At 42.6% G+C, this 17,037-nt stretch carries 17 protein-coding genes and 2 tRNA genes; 11 read left to right on the plus strand and 8 right to left on the minus strand.

The features are described 5' to 3' along the window. Nucleotides 1-268: 268 nt before the first annotated feature. From L5M17_RS14730 to L5M17_RS14745, 4 genes are all read left to right on the plus strand, one after another. Nucleotides 269-727 (plus strand): hypothetical protein, encoded by a 459-nt coding sequence (locus L5M17_RS14730; protein WP_263148295.1) that lies wholly within the window; start codon nt 269-271, stop codon nt 725-727. A gap of 182 nt (nt 728-909) precedes the next feature. Further along, complete coding sequence (locus L5M17_RS14735; RefSeq protein ID WP_263148297.1) at nt 910-1,539, plus strand: DsbA family protein; 630 nt, start codon at nt 910-912, stop codon at nt 1,537-1,539. Nucleotides 1,540-2,345: 806 nt separating this feature from the next. After that, nucleotides 2,346-2,531 carry a CsbD family protein gene (locus tag L5M17_RS14740; RefSeq protein ID WP_028759929.1) on the plus strand — a complete coding sequence of 62 codons (186 nt, stop codon included), beginning with the start codon at nt 2,346-2,348 and terminating at the stop codon, nt 2,529-2,531. 142 nt (nt 2,532-2,673) lie between these two features. Then, entirely contained in the window at nt 2,674-2,826 is a 153-nt protein-coding gene (locus L5M17_RS14745; RefSeq protein ID WP_311981184.1) for a DUF3309 family protein, read from the plus strand. 423 nt (nt 2,827-3,249) lie between these two features. Here the strand turns inward: L5M17_RS14745 and L5M17_RS14750 are convergent, their stop codons facing one another. The 4 genes from L5M17_RS14750 to L5M17_RS14765 form a co-directional block, all read right to left on the minus strand. Then, nucleotides 3,250-3,552, minus strand: coding sequence for an encapsulin-associated ferritin-like protein (locus L5M17_RS14750; protein WP_219234161.1), 303 nt, complete (start codon nt 3,550-3,552; stop codon nt 3,250-3,252). Between the two features lie 389 nt (nt 3,553-3,941). Beyond that, a tRNA-Val gene (locus L5M17_RS14755) sits at nt 3,942-4,018 on the minus strand. 37 nt (nt 4,019-4,055) lie between these two features. Beyond that, nucleotides 4,056-4,132 (minus strand) — tRNA-Val (locus tag L5M17_RS14760). Between the two features lie 250 nt (nt 4,133-4,382). Next, nucleotides 4,383-5,762 (minus strand): MATE family efflux transporter, encoded by a 1,380-nt coding sequence (locus tag L5M17_RS14765; protein WP_028759932.1) that lies wholly within the window; start codon nt 5,760-5,762, stop codon nt 4,383-4,385. Nucleotides 5,763-5,795: 33 nt separating this feature from the next. Between L5M17_RS14765 and L5M17_RS14770 the strand changes: the two genes are divergently transcribed. Then, nucleotides 5,796-6,419, plus strand: coding sequence for a riboflavin synthase subunit alpha (locus tag L5M17_RS14770; protein WP_263148298.1), 624 nt, complete (start codon nt 5,796-5,798; stop codon nt 6,417-6,419). A 34-nt stretch (nt 6,420-6,453) separates the two neighbouring features. On the opposite strand, the gene L5M17_RS14775 is transcribed toward L5M17_RS14770, so the two are convergent. Both L5M17_RS14775 and L5M17_RS14780 read right to left on the minus strand, forming a co-directional pair. Further along, the gene (locus L5M17_RS14775; protein ID WP_028759934.1) at nt 6,454-6,654 is read right to left on the minus strand and encodes a CPXCG motif-containing cysteine-rich protein; all 201 of its coding nucleotides are present in this window, start codon (nt 6,652-6,654) and stop codon (nt 6,454-6,456) included. 247 nt (nt 6,655-6,901) lie between these two features. Continuing rightward, a complete protein-coding gene (locus L5M17_RS14780) occupies nt 6,902-7,135 on the minus strand; it encodes a hypothetical protein (protein WP_131525575.1) in 234 nt (77 codons plus the stop codon). 291 nt (nt 7,136-7,426) lie between these two features. On the opposite strand from L5M17_RS14780, the gene thrS reads away from it, so the two are divergent. The 4 genes from thrS to rplT all read left to right on the plus strand — a co-directional run bounded on the left by thrS (nt 7,427) and on the right by rplT (nt 10,553). Next, nucleotides 7,427-9,355, plus strand: coding sequence for a threonine--tRNA ligase (gene thrS, locus L5M17_RS14785; RefSeq protein ID WP_263148300.1), 1,929 nt, complete (start codon nt 7,427-7,429; stop codon nt 9,353-9,355). Nucleotides 9,356-9,358: 3 nt separating this feature from the next. Continuing rightward, nucleotides 9,359-9,901, plus strand: coding sequence for a translation initiation factor IF-3 (infC, locus tag L5M17_RS14790; protein ID WP_012089240.1), 543 nt, complete (start codon nt 9,359-9,361; stop codon nt 9,899-9,901). A gap of 84 nt (nt 9,902-9,985) precedes the next feature. Then, nucleotides 9,986-10,180, plus strand: a complete 195-nt coding sequence (gene rpmI, locus L5M17_RS14795; protein WP_006081653.1) for a 50S ribosomal protein L35 — start codon at nt 9,986-9,988, stop codon at nt 10,178-10,180. Between the two features lie 16 nt (nt 10,181-10,196). Beyond that, complete coding sequence (gene rplT, locus L5M17_RS14800; RefSeq protein WP_006081652.1) at nt 10,197-10,553, plus strand: 50S ribosomal protein L20; 357 nt, start codon at nt 10,197-10,199, stop codon at nt 10,551-10,553. Nucleotides 10,554-10,817: 264 nt separating this feature from the next. On the opposite strand, the gene trxB is transcribed toward rplT, so the two are convergent. Both trxB and ald read right to left on the minus strand, forming a co-directional pair. Continuing rightward, the gene (gene trxB / locus L5M17_RS14805; RefSeq protein WP_007647644.1) at nt 10,818-11,771 is read right to left on the minus strand and encodes a thioredoxin-disulfide reductase; all 954 of its coding nucleotides are present in this window, start codon (nt 11,769-11,771) and stop codon (nt 10,818-10,820) included. Between the two features lie 332 nt (nt 11,772-12,103). Beyond that, complete coding sequence (gene ald, locus L5M17_RS14810; RefSeq protein WP_173496917.1) at nt 12,104-13,219, minus strand: alanine dehydrogenase; 1,116 nt, start codon at nt 13,217-13,219, stop codon at nt 12,104-12,106. A gap of 179 nt (nt 13,220-13,398) precedes the next feature. Here ald and lrp point away from each other — a divergent pair, with 179 nt between their 5' ends. Both lrp and L5M17_RS14820 read left to right on the plus strand, forming a co-directional pair. Further along, complete coding sequence (lrp, locus tag L5M17_RS14815; protein ID WP_006081649.1) at nt 13,399-13,905, plus strand: leucine-responsive transcriptional regulator Lrp; 507 nt, start codon at nt 13,399-13,401, stop codon at nt 13,903-13,905. Nucleotides 13,906-14,246: 341 nt separating this feature from the next. After that, entirely contained in the window at nt 14,247-17,012 is a 2,766-nt protein-coding gene (locus L5M17_RS14820; RefSeq protein WP_173496918.1) for a DNA translocase FtsK, read from the plus strand. The last annotated feature ends 25 nt before the right edge of the window (nt 17,013-17,037 follow it).

A 17,037-nucleotide genomic window follows, 5' to 3' on the forward strand; every position in this document is an offset into this window, starting at 1 on the left:
TTAAGCTAAAGACCAGATGTTACATAGATTAAGCCGTTGTTGGACTTATAAAGTATTTTATGTTGATGACAAGATGTCAACAATTCATATCAATAATAGCCATCAGCTTGACTATTTAGTCAATAATCATTTCAAAACTGCGTTTTTAATGAGAAATAATGCCATTGTAAATATGGGCTTGTTTAGTAAGTTTACTTTCATCAATGCATAGAAAAGTGATTCATTTTTCACAGTAAAGACCAAGGACTCCCGTTTTGAGGAGAATAATATGCAAATAGAAACGCTTTATGATGTTATGCAATGGACTAGAAATATACACCAACAGCTGCATGCATTTGCGGCACATTGCGCACTTACAAATGATAGCGAAAGAAGCGGATTACTGTTGGAGTATATTTCAGCCCACGAGCAAAAAATGGCACTGGTTATCAGACAGTTCGAAGATAATGGCAATAGCAATGCACTTAACACTTATTGTCGGCATTATTATGAAAAAACCGCTATTCCTTTTAACACCATAGGTGAACATCCATTTAAGAGGATGGATACGGATGAAATAGCGATGGCCACACTTGAGTATCATAAAAATATTGTAGGGCTGTTTGAATATCTACAACATTGCAGTTCTGCACCTTCCGTAACTGAATTTCTTAGCAATATACTGTCCCTTGAAGAAGCAGAAAAGCGATTGCTGGCACGTAATATGAAACAAATCGATGACTTCTAGTATGTCTGCTAAAAATCACATCCTTGTACCTATTGCTCGGTGTAGCTTAGGTATTTATTCAGTAGTTCAGATATTGAAATCTTGACTTCTGTGGTAACAAGTAGAACTGCCATCACAATAATTATTGATTAGCCTTGAAACTAGAGTGTATGACTTAAACTGCCACCTTATTAAGGATTAACATGAATCAACCCCTGATCATTGATTACTACTCTGATATTCTTTGTGTGTGGGCTTGGGTTGCACAACAACGTATTGAGGAGTTAAATCAAAAGTTAGAAAATAAAATTCATTTTAAATATCATTATCTTGATGTATTTGGTGATGTTCACACAAAAATTGAGACACAGTGGAAACAGAAAGGTCAATATAATGGTTTTGCAGAACATGTACATAAATCTGCATCTATCCGTGATGACGTTCCCACGAACTCAAAAATATGGACAGAAGTCAGACCGACAACGTCGGCCAATGCTCATTTAGTGCTTAAAGCCATTGAACTTATCTATGACAAAAACACCAGTATCAATATGGCATTGAAATTTCGGAGTGCATTTTTTATCGACGCATTGGATATTGGTAAGCTTGAAATACTCTATGATCTGGTTGATTTCTATGGGCTGGAACAGAAAAAAATCATCTCAAGCGTTCATGATGGTTCAGCTATAGCCGCATTAATGAGCAACTATCAAAAGTCAACACAACAAAATCTACAAGGCAGTCCAAGCTATATTATCGACGAAGGTAGACAAATATTTTATGGTAACGTAGGTTATCGTGTTCTTCTTGCGAATATAGAAGCATTATTGTAAAAATCAGCAGTCGAGGCTAATTGGTGCTAAACAACCTTAGACTACCAGCTGTGGTTTTCTAAGCTCTACAAGATGCTATAAACACCTCTAGATCATTTTAACGTTTTAGAGTTATACCTCTTAGTTCCTTCTGAGCTTATTCACTGAATATTCATATGTTTAATGGCATCTATAATATGTCAAAATGTAGCTACATTAGGTATCAGCTGATGTTTCATTGTGTTTTAAGTTAAATTGCGGATTAAAATATTTATAATGTGTACGCTATCGCACAGACACACTTTTAGATAAATTATAAATTGGATACAGAGTTTAGATTGATATGCCTTTAATGGGTAATCTTTGTCTTAATAAAATATTTTATGTTATTTATCTTGATGTTGCGGCTCATCATTAGGATGTCGCTTTAACTGAAAAATCACTAGATAATTAAATAATGGAATTCAGTCATGATTAATACTAAATTTTCAGTAAATAAAATGATCACCACAATATGTTTAAGATAAAATTCAAGATTGCTACAAAATATTTTCCTATTCAAATCAATGTCATATTGTAGCGTTAATACCTAAGTTGACGCGGCGTGATTGATGTAGAGCCAGTCACACAATTTTATGAAAATACCGCGGAATTAATTTTAGTCTAATTTTTATGTCGCTTTACTGATATTTTACCAACTAAGATATTTACTAAAAATATTTAGATGTTTGCTAAACGCTATTTACTAAAATGAAAAATAGCTCATAGCTGATTGTTAGCGCTCATTATTATTTAGATGTTATATCAACAACAAAAGGAAATTGACCATGAACAAAGACCAAATAGAAGGTTCAATAAAAGATGCTGCAGGCAAAGTGCAGCAAAAAATTGGTGAGATCGTTGGCAACCCGAAACAGCAGATGAAAGGGGTTCAGAAACAGATAAAAGGTAAAACTCAAAAAGCAATTGGTAATGTAAAAGAAGCGGCTAAGGATGCCGAAAAACACAGTTGATGTCAGAGGCTTTTACAATTAAGTAAGCACCTTAAGCATAAAGTTTGGCAGCTTTATGTGGGTATTTAAAAGGATCTTTGTCATATTGATTAAGATTTCTGGTTCGAGTTATATCCATAATGTCTAGGAGACTCTCATGAGTATAGGAACAATATTATTGGTGGTTTTGATTCTGATGCTGATCGGTGTGGCTCCGACTTGGCCACACAGTAAGAGCTGGGGGTACGGCCCGAGCGGTGGATTAGGTTTGGTAGTATTGATCCTCGTTATATTCCTTCTACTCGGTAAAATTTGAGCGATAAAGCCTAAGTGATGTATGACTTCAATATTGAGTCATCATTTCTAATTGCCGTAGGTAGCTAAAAATAGTGAGTGATGTTTTTAGTCGTTCAAAAATGGCTGACATCGCTCGTTTTTCTTGCACGGCAGTGCTCGCCATTCTGAGATTGAAAGGTCCTATACGCCTAAGATTTACACGCAAGATATTTCGTTAAGGTAGCATTAGGTGAAGTCCTTCACGCTAAAAACGAAAGTCACTAAGTCCGTAGAATACAGTGTCCGTAGTAATACATTTGCACGCTAGTATTCTGCAAGGCTGTATGAAATGAGCTAAATGGTGCAATAACACATGCAGAGGTTTGTTTTATAAGAACGGCAGCTTAGTGACTAAAGGCGTTTGCTCACGAAAATGGCTTGCTCAAACAGCCAGATTGAATACTTATTTGTGAACAATAGCTGTGTGAGCAACAGGCGTATCTGTAAAAAGGTAATGTTTTAGCTGTTTATCAAAGCTCGGATCTTGTCTCCTTATCCATTCTTGTAGCATTGCAGCATGTTCTTTTTCTTCGTCTCGATTATGTATAAGTATCTCTCTCAACTCATTATTTTTGCACGCATCAACTCTTTGGTTATACCAGTCTATTGCTTCAAGCTCTTCCATCAGTGACGTAAGTGCACGGTGCATGTCCTTGGTTTTATCGGTGAGTTCAGTAATGGGTTCATGATAACCTTCATTCGACATTGGGATTTCCTCGCTAAATGCAGATAGGATCGCTCACTATTGAGCGGTGATGATAATTGCAGATGATTGTCTGAACGCTATTTTCAACGAACAGACTTTGAATGCATTATTCTGCGACCTTAACCGTCGAGTGTCTGTTCGATGCCGTACTTAGTCAAAAATTTTTAGGCCGCTCGTTTAAAAGGATTGGAGAGGGTGCAGAAATACCACTGCGAATATTTGATTTAGCACAGGATATTACTTTGGATTTTGAACTTTGAGATATTTGGGAATGAATTTTAAATCAAAAGATAAAGGCAGTGAAAACCATAAACACCTGCTTTAAAAGGCAGATTAATTGTATTTAGCTTGATAAGCAGGGGTGGATTAATGAAATACATAATAAGAAATGGTACACCCGAGTGGACTCGAACCACCGACCCCTACCATGTCAAGGTAGTGCTCTAACCAACTGAGCTACGGGTGCACTGTTTGAATTTCAAATTTAGACTCTTTGAAGAGAGTGGTACACCCGAGTGGACTCGAACCACCGACCCCTACCATGTCAAGGTAGTGCTCTAACCAACTGAGCTACGGGTGCATTGCTAAATTTAACAAGCTATTCAAAAGCGTTGCGCCTTGGAACGAGCGCTATATTAGGGGCATAGCGCAGGGCTGGCAAGCAAAAAAAACAAATTTGTCGTCAAATGGTGAATTGCTGTGCAACTTGCCCAGTGTTTCAACAACGCCGCTGATAAAACCGCAATTTCTTATTCGATTTACTTCAGAGAATGCATCGAAATCAAACTGATAAACCAAAAGGCGAGCACTGTCGCTCGCCATTAATGCAATCAATGGTGAACACTGTCACCTTCAATAAGGCTCAAATGCACGCCATGCTTTTGGATGTAACGCAGACGAATGAAAAATAACAGCGCTGCTGAGGTCAAACCCGCAATCAATCCTGCCCAGAATCCATGGGCGCCCATCGCGGGAACGATATGGTCCGTATAAGCTAAGGTATAACCGAGTGACATACCAATGCCCCAGTAGGAAAACAGCGTGATATAAAAAGCGCTGCGTGTATCTTTATAACCGCGAAGAGCACCCGCTGCGACCACTTGAACTGAATCAGATAATTGATACAGGGCTGCCATCAACATCAAGCTGCCGGCTAAGGCAACCACTTCAGGATCACCATTATAAAGTTTCGCAATTTGGAATCTAAATAATACGGTCAAAACCGCTGTCGTTAGAGCAAGGGATAGTGCCAGCCATAAGCCCACTTTAGTGACCACCGCGGAAATATCAGCGCGATCACGGCCTAAGTAATAACCAATCCGAATCGATACCGCGATACCGATAGATAACGGCAGCATAAATACGATGGCAGAAAAGTTGAGCGCAATCTGGTGACTTGCGACCACTGTTGCGCCAAGTGGCGCGAGTAACAGCGCTATGATGGCAAATAAACTCACTTCAAAAAACAGCGCCATTGCTATCGGCATGCCGAGTTTGGTCATTTTCTTCATCGTTTCAAAGTCTGGACGATGAAATTTACTGAAGGGAGCTAAAGCCGCGAATTTTTTATGTAACTGCATGTAAATGGTCATGGCAACTAGCATGGCCCAGAATACGAGAGCAGTGGCGATACCACAGCCTGCGCCGCCCATGGCCGGTACGCCAAAGTGTCCATAAATAAAAATATAGTTAGCGGGGATATTTACGGCTAGACCGACAAAACCAATGACCATGGTCGGTAAGGTATAGGATATACCTTCACTGCAGCCACGTAGCACTTGATAAAGCACAAATGCGGGCGCGCCCCATAAAATACCGTCGAGATATCCTATGGTTAAGCGGTATAATTCGGGTTCTAAATCCATATGGCTAAGCACAAAGGGCGCAGATGCGAGGAAAACCATCACACCAATGCCGCCTATAATGGCAAGATAGGCACCTTGAAAGGCCAAAGGTTGGATGGCTTTTTGATTATTCGCGCCATTATAGTGGGCAAATAAAGGCGTAAAAGCCATCAGCAAACCTTGGACGAACAGAATAGCGGGTAACCAAAGGCTAGTGCCGACTGCGACGGCGGCCATATCGACTGCACTAACACGGCCCGCCATAACAGTATCAATAAAGCCCATCATGGTCTGAGTGACCTGAGCTATCAGTACCGGCAGCGCCAGTTGGATTAAACGTTTGGCTTGATAGCCTGAATGATTCATAAATACAGCCTTTAACGATTAAGCGAGCAAAAAATGTTTACAGGTATAGTTCAAGCCACCTGCGAGGTGGTTGCAATACATAAGAAAGATGGCCTAAATACCCTTGAGGTAGCGTTTGAACCTGATTTGCATGAGGGACTTGCGATAGGAGCAAGTGTGGCAAATAACGGGGTATGTCTTACTGTGACTCAGGTCGCTGATGATAGGGTATTTTTCGATGTAGTGGAAGAGACCTTGCGACTGACGAATCTGGCTAATTTGTCAGTAGGTCAAAGTGTTAATGTTGAGCGTTCGTTAACTTTCGGTAGTGAAATTGGTGGCCACATTCTCTCTGGCCATATCCATACGAAAGCCAAAGTCATCGATATCAGCCATACAGAACAACATTATGATCTGACACTTGGCATTGAGCCTAAATGGATGGATTACATTTTTTATAAAGGTTTTGTTGGGGTCAACGGCTGCAGTTTAACGGTTGGCGAGGTGAGTGACTCAGGCTTTAAATTGCACTTAATCCCTGAAACCTTAAAGTTGACCAATTTAAGCCTGTGCAAAGTGGGGGATGAACTCAATATCGAGATCGACAGCCAAACGCAAGTTATCGTCGACACAGTCGAGCGCGTGCTAGCCAGACGTTTTAACGAGCAATCACATTAGTCTCGTGTCATCGCAGCGTGTAGTGCAATCTCGTTTAATAGATTTGCTCGTCGTCTGAATCGATATACAGCTCAACCGTTCGTCTCGATTCATCGATGTGTAAGCGTAAGTGAATCGGATTACAACAAATTCGGCAGTCATCGTAATAATCTTGGTCTCCACAGCTGGCATCGATACTGATATCTTGATGGTGCCCGCAGTGGGGACAAGCAATAACTTTGTTCATGACTCTCATGGTGCAACTCCTTATCGCCAATAGAGCGAATCGCTCTGCTCAATCAACGCATCTCATACTTCGTACGCTTATCGCTTATATTGTCTGCGCTTTGACGATTTCGAAACCTGAGTGCGCTTTATGTGCTTCCTATTTGAGTATACAGCAGAGTGCAGTGCACTGACTTAGATGAAGTCGGTCTCAAAACGCAGCATGATAGACCTTCTGGTTAAATATTTTCTTGTTGGATCATTATCTCTTCTAAAAACTAGTCCTTTGCCGTCACTAACCCCTCCATTTCATTGCTGTGTAACACGCCATCGCGGGCATCTTGGGTAATATCCAGCGTTAAACGCTGCATCTGTTGCTCAAGTTCACTTTTAATATCAACGAGTAACACTTGAGTATCAATCAAAGATTTGCTTGTGATTTTCACCTGCGGCTCAGGTAAAGCGGTTGCTGTGTGCGTGAGTGTTACAGCCAGTAGAATGCAGTTCAACATATCAACTCCCTTGTCATGTTTTCAGTGATGCCCAATAAACTGGCGCTAGAATAGGGGAGTTAGATGACCAAGAAGTTACCCAGACACTGCAAAATCATGAATTTGCTTTTTGTTTCCAATCCCAATTCTGGTCAATATGCTTGCGCCTTTTAGCTACAATCCCTTAGAATAAACGCCCTGCTACGCAAGGCGGCTAAGACTCCTGTACTGTCTTAACCTAGCGAGCATTTCTCTTACATTAACTAAAACCAAGTGGCCCTACGTGTGGGTCACCACTGGAAAGGACATTTCATGCCTGTAATTACACTTCCCGATGGTAGCAAACGCAAGTTTGCTCATGCTGTATCGACCCTCGATGTTGCCGCCGATATTGGCCCTGGTTTAGCGAAAGCTTGTATCGCTGGCCGCGTTAATGGCGAATTAAAAGATGCTTGCGATCTCATTGAAACCGATGCTGAGCTATCAATCATTACCGCCAAAGACGAAGAAGGTGTTGAAATTCTTCGCCATTCTTGCGCGCATTTATTAGGTCACGCGATTAAGCAAATGTGGCCAGAAACCAAGATGGCGATTGGTCCTGTTATCGATAATGGCTTCTACTATGATATCGACCTTGAGCACAAGTTGACTCAAGATGACATCGACGCATTAGAAAAGCGCATGCTTCAACTGGCAAAAACCAACTATGACGTAGTAAAACGTGTCGTTAGCTGGCAAGAAGCCCGTGATACATTCGCTGCGCGCGGTGAAGATTATAAGATTGCCATTCTGGATGAGAACATCAGCAAAGACGCGACGCCTGCGCTGTATCATCACGAAGAATACACTGACATGTGTCGTGGACCGCACGTACCTAACATGCGTTTCTGCCAGCATTTTAAATTAATGAGCATTGCCGGCGCTTATTGGCGTGGCAACTCAGAAAACAAGATGTTGCAACGTATCTATGGTACCGCTTGGGCCGACAAAAAAGCCCTGAGCACACACTTAACCCGTCTTGAAGAAGCGGCTAAGCGTGACCACCGTAAAATCGGTAAGCAGCTCGACTTGTATCACATGCAAGAAGAAGCACCGGGTATGGTGTTTTGGCATAATGACGGTTGGAGCATCTTCCTCGAATTAGAAAGATTCATTCGCCGTAAGCTAAACCAATACACTTACCAAGAAGTAAAAGGCCCATTAATGATGGACCGCGTGTTGTGGGAACGTTCTGGTCACTGGGATAAATACTCAGAAGCCATGTTCACGACCAGCAGCGAAAATCGCGAATACGCCATCAAGCCAATGAACTGCCCAGGCCACGTGCAGATCTTCAACCAAGGGTTAAAATCTTACCGCGATCTGCCATTGCGTATGGCTGAATTTGGTTGCTGTCACCGTAATGAACCTTCAGGCTCGTTACACGGATTAATGCGTGTACGTGGCTTTACGCAAGATGACGCCCATATTTTCTGTACTGACAGCCAAGTTCAAGAGGAAGTGAGTGCCTGTATCCAGATGGTTTACGATACTTACGCTACCTTCGGCTTTGAAAATATCGTAGTAAAACTGTCGACTCGCCCAGAGAAACGTATCGGTGACGATGCGATGTGGGACAGAGCGGAAGAAGCACTTAAGCAAGCTCTGCGTGCCAATAATATTGAATTCACTATTTTGCCTGGCGAAGGTGCGTTCTACGGACCAAAAATCGAATTTACTTTACACGATTGTTTGGACCGAGCGTGGCAATGTGGTACTGTGCAGCTCGATTATGCGTTGCCAAGCCGTCTTGGTGCAACTTACGTTGCCGAAGATAACAGCCGTCAGACCCCAGTGATGATCCATCGTGCTATTTTAGGCTCTTTGGAACGATTCTTGGGTATCTTGATAGAAGAATATGCAGGACGTTTCCCAACTTGGTTAGCCCCAATGCAAGTTGTCGTGATGAATATCACCGATAAACAGGCTGATTATGTTGAAGAAGTCGTAAAATTCTTCAAAGAACAAGGTATTCGAGCGTCTTTTGACTTGAGGAATGAGAAAATAGGCTTTAAAATACGCGAGCACACCTTAAGGCGTGTCCCTTATTTGTTGGTCGTTGGCGATCAAGAAATGGAAAATAAGGAAGTAGCGGTGCGTACCCGTGATGGTATCGATTTAGGTAAGATGCGACTTGAAGATTTCGCCACTAAAATCCATCAACAGATTTCGCTCCGTAGTCTCAAATTGTTGGAGGAATAGGTCATAAAGATCAAAAAAACAGCAGGGCGTCAGCCGGCCCCTAATAGAATCAATGAAGAAATCACAGGTGTACCAGAAGTACGCTTAACAGGCATTGATGGTGAAGCTATTGGTGTGGTAAGCATCAGAGATGCTCAGAATTTGGCAGATGAAGCAGGTGTAGACCTAGTAGAAATCAGCCCAAATGCTGAACCTCCAGTATGTCGCATTATGGACTACGGTAAGTTCCTTTTTGATAAGGCTAAGTCAGCCAAGGAACAAAAGAAGAAGCAAAAGCAGGTTCAGGTCAAGGAAATTAAATTCCGTCCTGGAACTGACGAAAACGACTATCAGGTAAAACTACGCAACCTGATACGTTTTCTGGAAGACGGGGACAAAGCGAAGATTACGCTTCGTTTCCGAGGTCGCGAAATGGCACACCAAAACCTTGGTATGGATCTATTGAACCGTATCAAGGCTGATTTGGACGAGTATGCGGTTGTTGAATCTTTCCCGAAAATGGAAGGCCGACAAGCAATTATGGTGCTAGCGCCTAAAAAGAAATAAGTAGGGCAAAACTTAAAGTAGCAAAGGTCTATGGCCTTTGCTCGCCTTGCTTTTTATTAAACATCCCAATGCGGAGTTTTAGAAATGCCTAAAATGAAAACAGACAAGGGTGTAGCGAAGCGTTTTAAGAAAACCGCTAATGGTTTCAAGCGCAAGCAAGCACACTTACGTCACATTTTGACGAAAAAAAGCACTAAACGTAAACGTCACTTACGTGCCAAATGTTTAGTATCAAAAGCTGACGTTCCAGCAATCGCGCGTCAATTACCTTACGCTTAATTTAGGAGATTAGAAAATGCCAAGAGTTAAGCGTGGTGTAACCGCTCGTGCTCGTCACAAGAAAGTTTTAAAACTAGCTAAAGGTTATTATGGCGCTCGTAGCCGTACTTACCGTGTTGCTGTTCAAGCAGTAACTAAAGCTGGTCAATATGCTTACCGTGACCGTCGTCAGAAAAAACGTCAATTCCGTCAACTTTGGATTGCACGTATTAATGCTGCTGCTCGTCAAAATGGTCTGTCTTACAGCCGTTTCATCAACGGTCTGAAAAAGGCGTCTATCGAAATCGATCGTAAGATTTTGGCTGACATCGCTGTATTCGATAAAGTTGTATTTGCAACTTTAGTTGAAAAAGCAAAAGAAGCGTTAAACTAAGAAATTAGTTTGTTGCTGTAGAGAAGGGACCTTTTGGTCCCTTTTTTTGTGCGCCATTTTTGACTTAACCTAATGATGTTATTTACCTAAACACTTATAAGCGCCCATCTAACTGGTACAAGATTAAGAATCGTGAAGGAAAGACACGTGCGCGTGTGAACAGTACTGACAGGTAAGCCCGCAAAAATTTTTGCTATTGCTTAACGATTTTGACCTAAAAAAATAGCAGGCTTAGCCTGCTATTCGTTGAAAAATCGAGTCTAGTTACTTTTTAGCATCTAAATAACGCTCTGCATCGAGTGCGGCCATACAGCCTGTGCCGGCAGAAGTAATGGCTTGACGATAATGTTGGTCCATCACATCACCACAGGCATAAACACCCTCGATACTGGTTTGCGTGGCGTTACCTTGCAAGCCACTCTGAACTTTTAAATAACCGTGGTTCATTTCCAACTGGCCTTCAAAAATACCGGTATTAGGGCTGTGACCAATAGCGACGAACACACCAGCAACGGCTAAGTCAGTGATCGAGCCATCTTTAGTGCTCTTCATCTTCAGACCTGTCACCCCCATGGCATCACCAACCACTTCATCCATGGTTTGATCTAAGTGAAGGATTATGTTGCCATTGGCGACTTTGTCCATCAGACGGTCGATCAAGATTTTTTCTGAACGGAAGGTGTCACGGCGATGGATGAGGTGAACTTCAGCAGCAATATTGCTTAAATACAATGCTTCTTCAACGGCGGTATTGCCGCCACCGATCACTGCGACTTTTTGATTGCGATAGAAGAAGCCATCACAGGTTGCACAGGCTGATACACCGCGACCTTTGAAAGCTTCTTCTGACTCCAACCCTAAGTAACGGGCAGAAGCGCCAGTTGCGATGATCAGCGCATCACAGGTGTACTCGCCGTTATCGCCTTTCAAACGGAAAGGGCGCTCGGTAAGGGTCACTTCGTTGATATGATCGAACAAGATTTCAGTATCGAACTTTTCAGCATGCTTCTGCATACGTTCCATCAAGGCTGGACCCGTTAAGTCGTCCGCGTCACCTGGCCAGTTTTCAACTTCAGTCGTCGTGGTTAATTGACCGCCTTGCTGCATACCTGTGATCATCACAGGTTTTAAATTCGCACGCGCAGCATAAACTGCTGCGGTATATCCTGCTGGGCCTGAACCCAAAATCAATAAGTTACAATGTCTGACCTGGCTCATTTTTATCTCCGTGCCTTTAGCAAATTGCAAGGATTGTAGGGAATTTACCTGTGGGGGTAAAGTGTTGGAGGGCGATTCTTTTAGATTGCACTAATCGAGTCCATCCGTTTTAGTATGGAGAGTGTCAGTTTTACTTTACTGTGAATAAATAGCTTAAGTTTGAACCACGAAATGAAGCACGGGATGAGCTTGTATAAATATGATGTTGCGATCGCAGTGGAGCCTATTTCTACCCAATAAAAAATCGGCCTCAATTGTATCGAGACCGATTTGAATTACATACTAAGTAAAGCTAGCTCAAATCCACATAAAAAGTTAAGTTAATTAAAAGCTTATACTAATAGTGTCGCAGGAGATGTGAACGCTAAGTTTAGGGCGTGAGCCACTTCCTTACACACCACTTTACCGTGCATGACGTTTAAGCCATTAAGAAAATGCTTGTCTTGCAACAGCGCTTCTTTATAGCCTAAATTTGCTAACTTGAGAATGTACGGTAAGGTTGCATTATTAAGCGCAAATGTTGAAGTACGAGCGACCGCACCAGGCATATTTGCAACACAGTAATGCACAACATCATCAACGATATAGGTAGGATCTTGGTGAGTAGTGGCATGTGAAGTTTCAACACAACCGCCTTGATCAATCGCCACGTCAACGATAGCGCTGCCAGGCTTCATACGTGAAATCATGCTACGAGTAACCAATTTTGGCGCCGCAGCACCTGGAATTAGTACACCACCGATCACAAGATCGGCCTCAATAACATGACGTTCAATTGCATCCGCAGTTGAGTAAATGGCTTTTACAGCAGAACCGAATTGCACATTTAAACGACGTAGAGCATCAATACTGCGATCAAGCACAACAACATCAGCACCCATACCAACTGCCACTTGTGCTGCATTAGTACCAACCATACCGCCGCCGATAATGACGACTTTAGCAGGCTCAACCCCCGGTACGCCGCCCAATAACATACCGCGGCCACCAGAAGATTTCTCTAACGCCATAGCGCCAGCTTGGATTGACATACGACCAGCGACTTCAGACATAGGAGCAAGCAAAGGCAGGCCACCACGATCGTCTGTCACAGTTTCGTAAGCGATACATACGGCACCACTTTTGATTAAATCTTCAGTTTGCGGTAAATCTGGAGCAAGATGCAGATAAGTAAATAAAATCTGATCGTGACGCAACATAGCGCGTTCAACTGCTTGAGGCTCTTTTACTTTTACAATCATCTGCGCTTCAGCAAAAACTTCAGCAGCAGTCGCTAAAATTGTGGCGCCAGCATCAATATAATCTTGATCTGAAAAACCAATACCTATGCCTGCATTTGTTTCAACAAAAACGTCGTGACCTTTGATCGCCAACTCGCGAACACTAGAAGGAACCATACCGACACGATATTCGTGGTTTTTAATTTCCTTGGGAACACCAATAATCATCTTTGAGCCTCAATTGCCTGAAATCCCACTTTTAATGGGCATAATTGTTATTTTATCGTGACCTGAACGTGATTAATTCAGGGATATCTAGTATAGTATCGGCGACGCAGTTTATGCTGCTGAACTTTCGGCATACGTAGAATAAAATGTTGTTTTAGTGATAAAGCAAGGTTAAATAAATGGCATATAATAAAAAGAGTCCTGTAAAAGACTTGGATCGCATCGATCGCAACATTCTTAATGAACTACAACTTGATGGCCGCATTTCAAATGTGGAATTGTCAAAAAGAGTCGGACTAAGTCCAACTCCTTGTTTAGAAAGAGTAAAACGTCTCGAAAAGCAAGGTTACATCAATGGCTATACCGCATTGGTGAATCCTCATTTCTTGGGTGCATCCCTACTGGTATTCGTGGAAATCACATTAAGCCGTGATACTCCCGAAGTGTTTGATAAGTTTAACCGTGCAGTGCAACTACTCGATGATATTCAAGAATGTCATCTGGTTTCAGGCGATTTTGACTACTTACTGAAAACTCGTGTTTCAGATATGTCGGCTTATCGTCGCTTGTTAGGTGAAACTTTATTGAAATTACCTTCTGTTTCCGACACGCGTACTTATGTTGTGATGGAAGAAGTTAAGCACACCAGTCGTGTAGCGATAAATCATCTACTCTCAGATATCTAATTACCCTGATTGTTTGGTTTTACAATAAGGGGCTTAGGCCCCTTATTTATCAGTAACGTCGATATATCCATCTCATTTAACGCCTATTGCTATTAGCCTTGTATTGCCCTTAAGTTTGCTAACTTAGGGGCTTCTTTTTGTGGCATTTTTAAACAAATTTGTTAACGGAAGTGTTTGTGTAATAACTCATTCCTCCCCAAAAGCACACTAAAACACCTCAATAGACCAAATTTTGCCAATCATGACCAATTCTGTATAGAAAAACAGGCTAATGTGCTCCACATTTAGTGGGATTCTGGTATCGTTAGCCCACCTGTTTTCACTTTTATGGATTACGTCGTTTGTCTCAAGGAAATAGTGTACGCACGCTCACTGGCCTGCAACGTCTGCTGGAAGGCGGACTCATCATTTGTTGTGTTCTCGCCACTTATATTTTGCTCGCATTGACGAGTTTTAGTCCGTCTGATCCTGGTTGGAGTCAGTCGCATTTTCAAGGCGATATTAAAAACTGGACCGGAGCAGTAGGGGCTTGGATTGCCGATATTCTGTTATATTTCTTCGGCGTTACGGCTTATATCATGCCAATCATTGTCGCATCGACGGGTTGGTTATTGTTCAAACGTGCCCATCATTTACTAGAAATTGATTACTTTTCAGTGGCCCTGAGATTGATTGGATTTTTACTGATCATTCTGGGATTTTCTGCTTTGGCTAGCATGAATGCCAACAACATCTACGAGTTTTCGGCAGGCGGAGTGGCGGGTGATGTGATCGGTCAAGCCATGTTGCCGTATTTTAATAAACTCGGCACTACCTTATTACTGCTGTGTTTCTTGGGCTCAGGCTTTACGCTGTTGACTGGGATTAGCTGGCTGACTGTGGTCGAGAAAATCGGCTTAGTCTCTATTTGGATTTATAAAAAGTTAAAATTATTGCCGCAAGCGATGAAGCGTGAGCATGAAACCGAGGATACCCGTGGTTTTATGTCCGTGGTGGATAAGTTTAAACAGCGCCGTGAATCCCAATATGTGCTAGAAAAGCCCCCCATAGTTGAAAAGCCTAAGGTGCGTGAGCGTCATATTGGTCGTAGAGCTGAGATAACCCCAACGCTATATGCTGCCACTGATGATATGGTCATTGAACCAGAAGGTATTATTACTGAAACTGAGAATAATTCGTCGCCAAAAAACAAACTATCGGCGCTTGCAAAAATTCTAAGCTTGAATGGCAGTAAAAGTAAGAGTGCACAACGGGTTGAGCCACAAATCGATAATGATGATTTGGCCGCCCATGGCAATTTTGAAGTGCCACCTTGGTTAGCTGAACCTCAGCATTCAAATGCCGATGAGCAAGACAGTGCCGATTTTAATTCGCATTCATTCGATCATGATGACAATGAGCCAGTGTTTAGCAGTCAAGCATTTACAGAAGATGAAGACGATGAAAGTCTCGGTTTTAGCGATGATGACGTCATTGATTTTGATACTAAAGTGTCAACAGGTGCAGTGAATCAAGCGCAGCGTAATAAGCAAGATCAAAAAGCTAAAATTGTCGATGGCATTGTGGTATTGCCAGGACAAGAAGACAAACCCGCACCGAAAAAACCGATGGATCCTCTGCCGAGTATTAACTTGCTCGACATACCTGACCGTAAGAAGAATCCGATCAGCCCAGAGGAATTGGATCAAGTCGCTCGCCTTGTTGAGCTTAAATTGGCCGATTTCAACATCATCGCCAATGTAGTGGGTGTGTATCCAGGTCCTGTGATCACACGCTTTGAATTAGAATTAGCGCCGGGCGTTAAAGCGTCAAAAATCTCTAATCTATCAAAGGATTTAGCTCGTTCATTACTGGCTGAAAGTGTGCGCGTGGTTGAAGTTATTCCGGGTAAGGCTTATGTCGGACTCGAATTGCCCAATAAATTTCGCGAAACCGTGTTTATGCGCGATGTGTTAGATTGTGCCGCCTTTACTGAGAGTAAATCCAACTTAACTATGGTGTTAGGCCAAGATATTGCTGGTGACCCTGTTGTTGTTGATCTTGGTAAAATGCCACATTTATTGGTAGCCGGTACTACAGGCTCTGGTAAGTCTGTGGGTGTAAACGTGATGATCACCAGCTTACTGTATAAGTCTGGCCCAGAAGATGTACGCTTTATCATGATCGACCCCAAAATGTTGGAATTGTCTGTCTATGAAGGTATTCCGCATTTGCTATGTGAGGTAGTTACCGACATGAAAGAAGCTGCCAATGCGCTGCGTTGGTGTGTCGGCGAGATGGAACGTCGCTACAAGCTGATGTCTATGATGGGCGTACGTAACATCAAGGGCTATAACGCTAAAATTGCCGAGGCGAAGGCCAATGGCGAAGTGATTTTAGATCCTATGTGGAAGTCTTCTGACAGCATGGAGCCAGAAGCGCCTGCGTTAGATAAGCTGCCATCGATTGTTGTCGTTGTCGATGAATTTGCTGACATGATGATGATTGTTGGTAAAAAAGTTGAAGAGTTGATTGCCCGTATTGCCCAAAAAGCGCGGGCCGCAGGCATACATTTAATTCTTGCAACCCAAAGACCTTCAGTGGATGTGATCACAGGTTTGATTAAGGCCAACATTCCCACACGTATGGCGTTCCAAGTGTCATCGCGTATCGATTCGCGCACCATTTTAGATCAACAGGGTGCCGAAACCTTGCTTGGTATGGGTGACATGTTATTTTTGCCACCGGGTACTGCGGTACCGAATCGTGTTCATGGTGCGTTCGTTGATGATCATGAAGTTCACCGTGTCGTTGCCGATTGGTGCGCCCGTGGCAAACCGCAATATATCGAAGAAATCCTCAACGGTGCCAGTGATGGTGAACAAGTATTATTGCCTGGTGAAACCGCTGAATCAGACGAAGAATACGATCCGTTATATGATGAAGCAGTCGCCTTTGTGACTGAAACTCGTCGCGGCTCGATTTCAAGCGTACAGCGTAAATTTAAGATTGGTTATAACCGTGCAGCCCGCATTATTGAACAGATGGAAGCACAAGGTATTGTTTCTGCTCAAGGCCACAACGGTAACCGTGAAGTCTTAGCGCCGCCAGCACCAAAACATTATTAAGCCGCGCTAAGGCGTAGCTTTGATA

The sequence above is a fragment of the Shewanella sp. SW24 genome (genome assembly GCF_025653395.1).
Lineage (GTDB): Bacteria > Pseudomonadota > Gammaproteobacteria > Enterobacterales > Shewanellaceae > Shewanella > Shewanella oncorhynchi.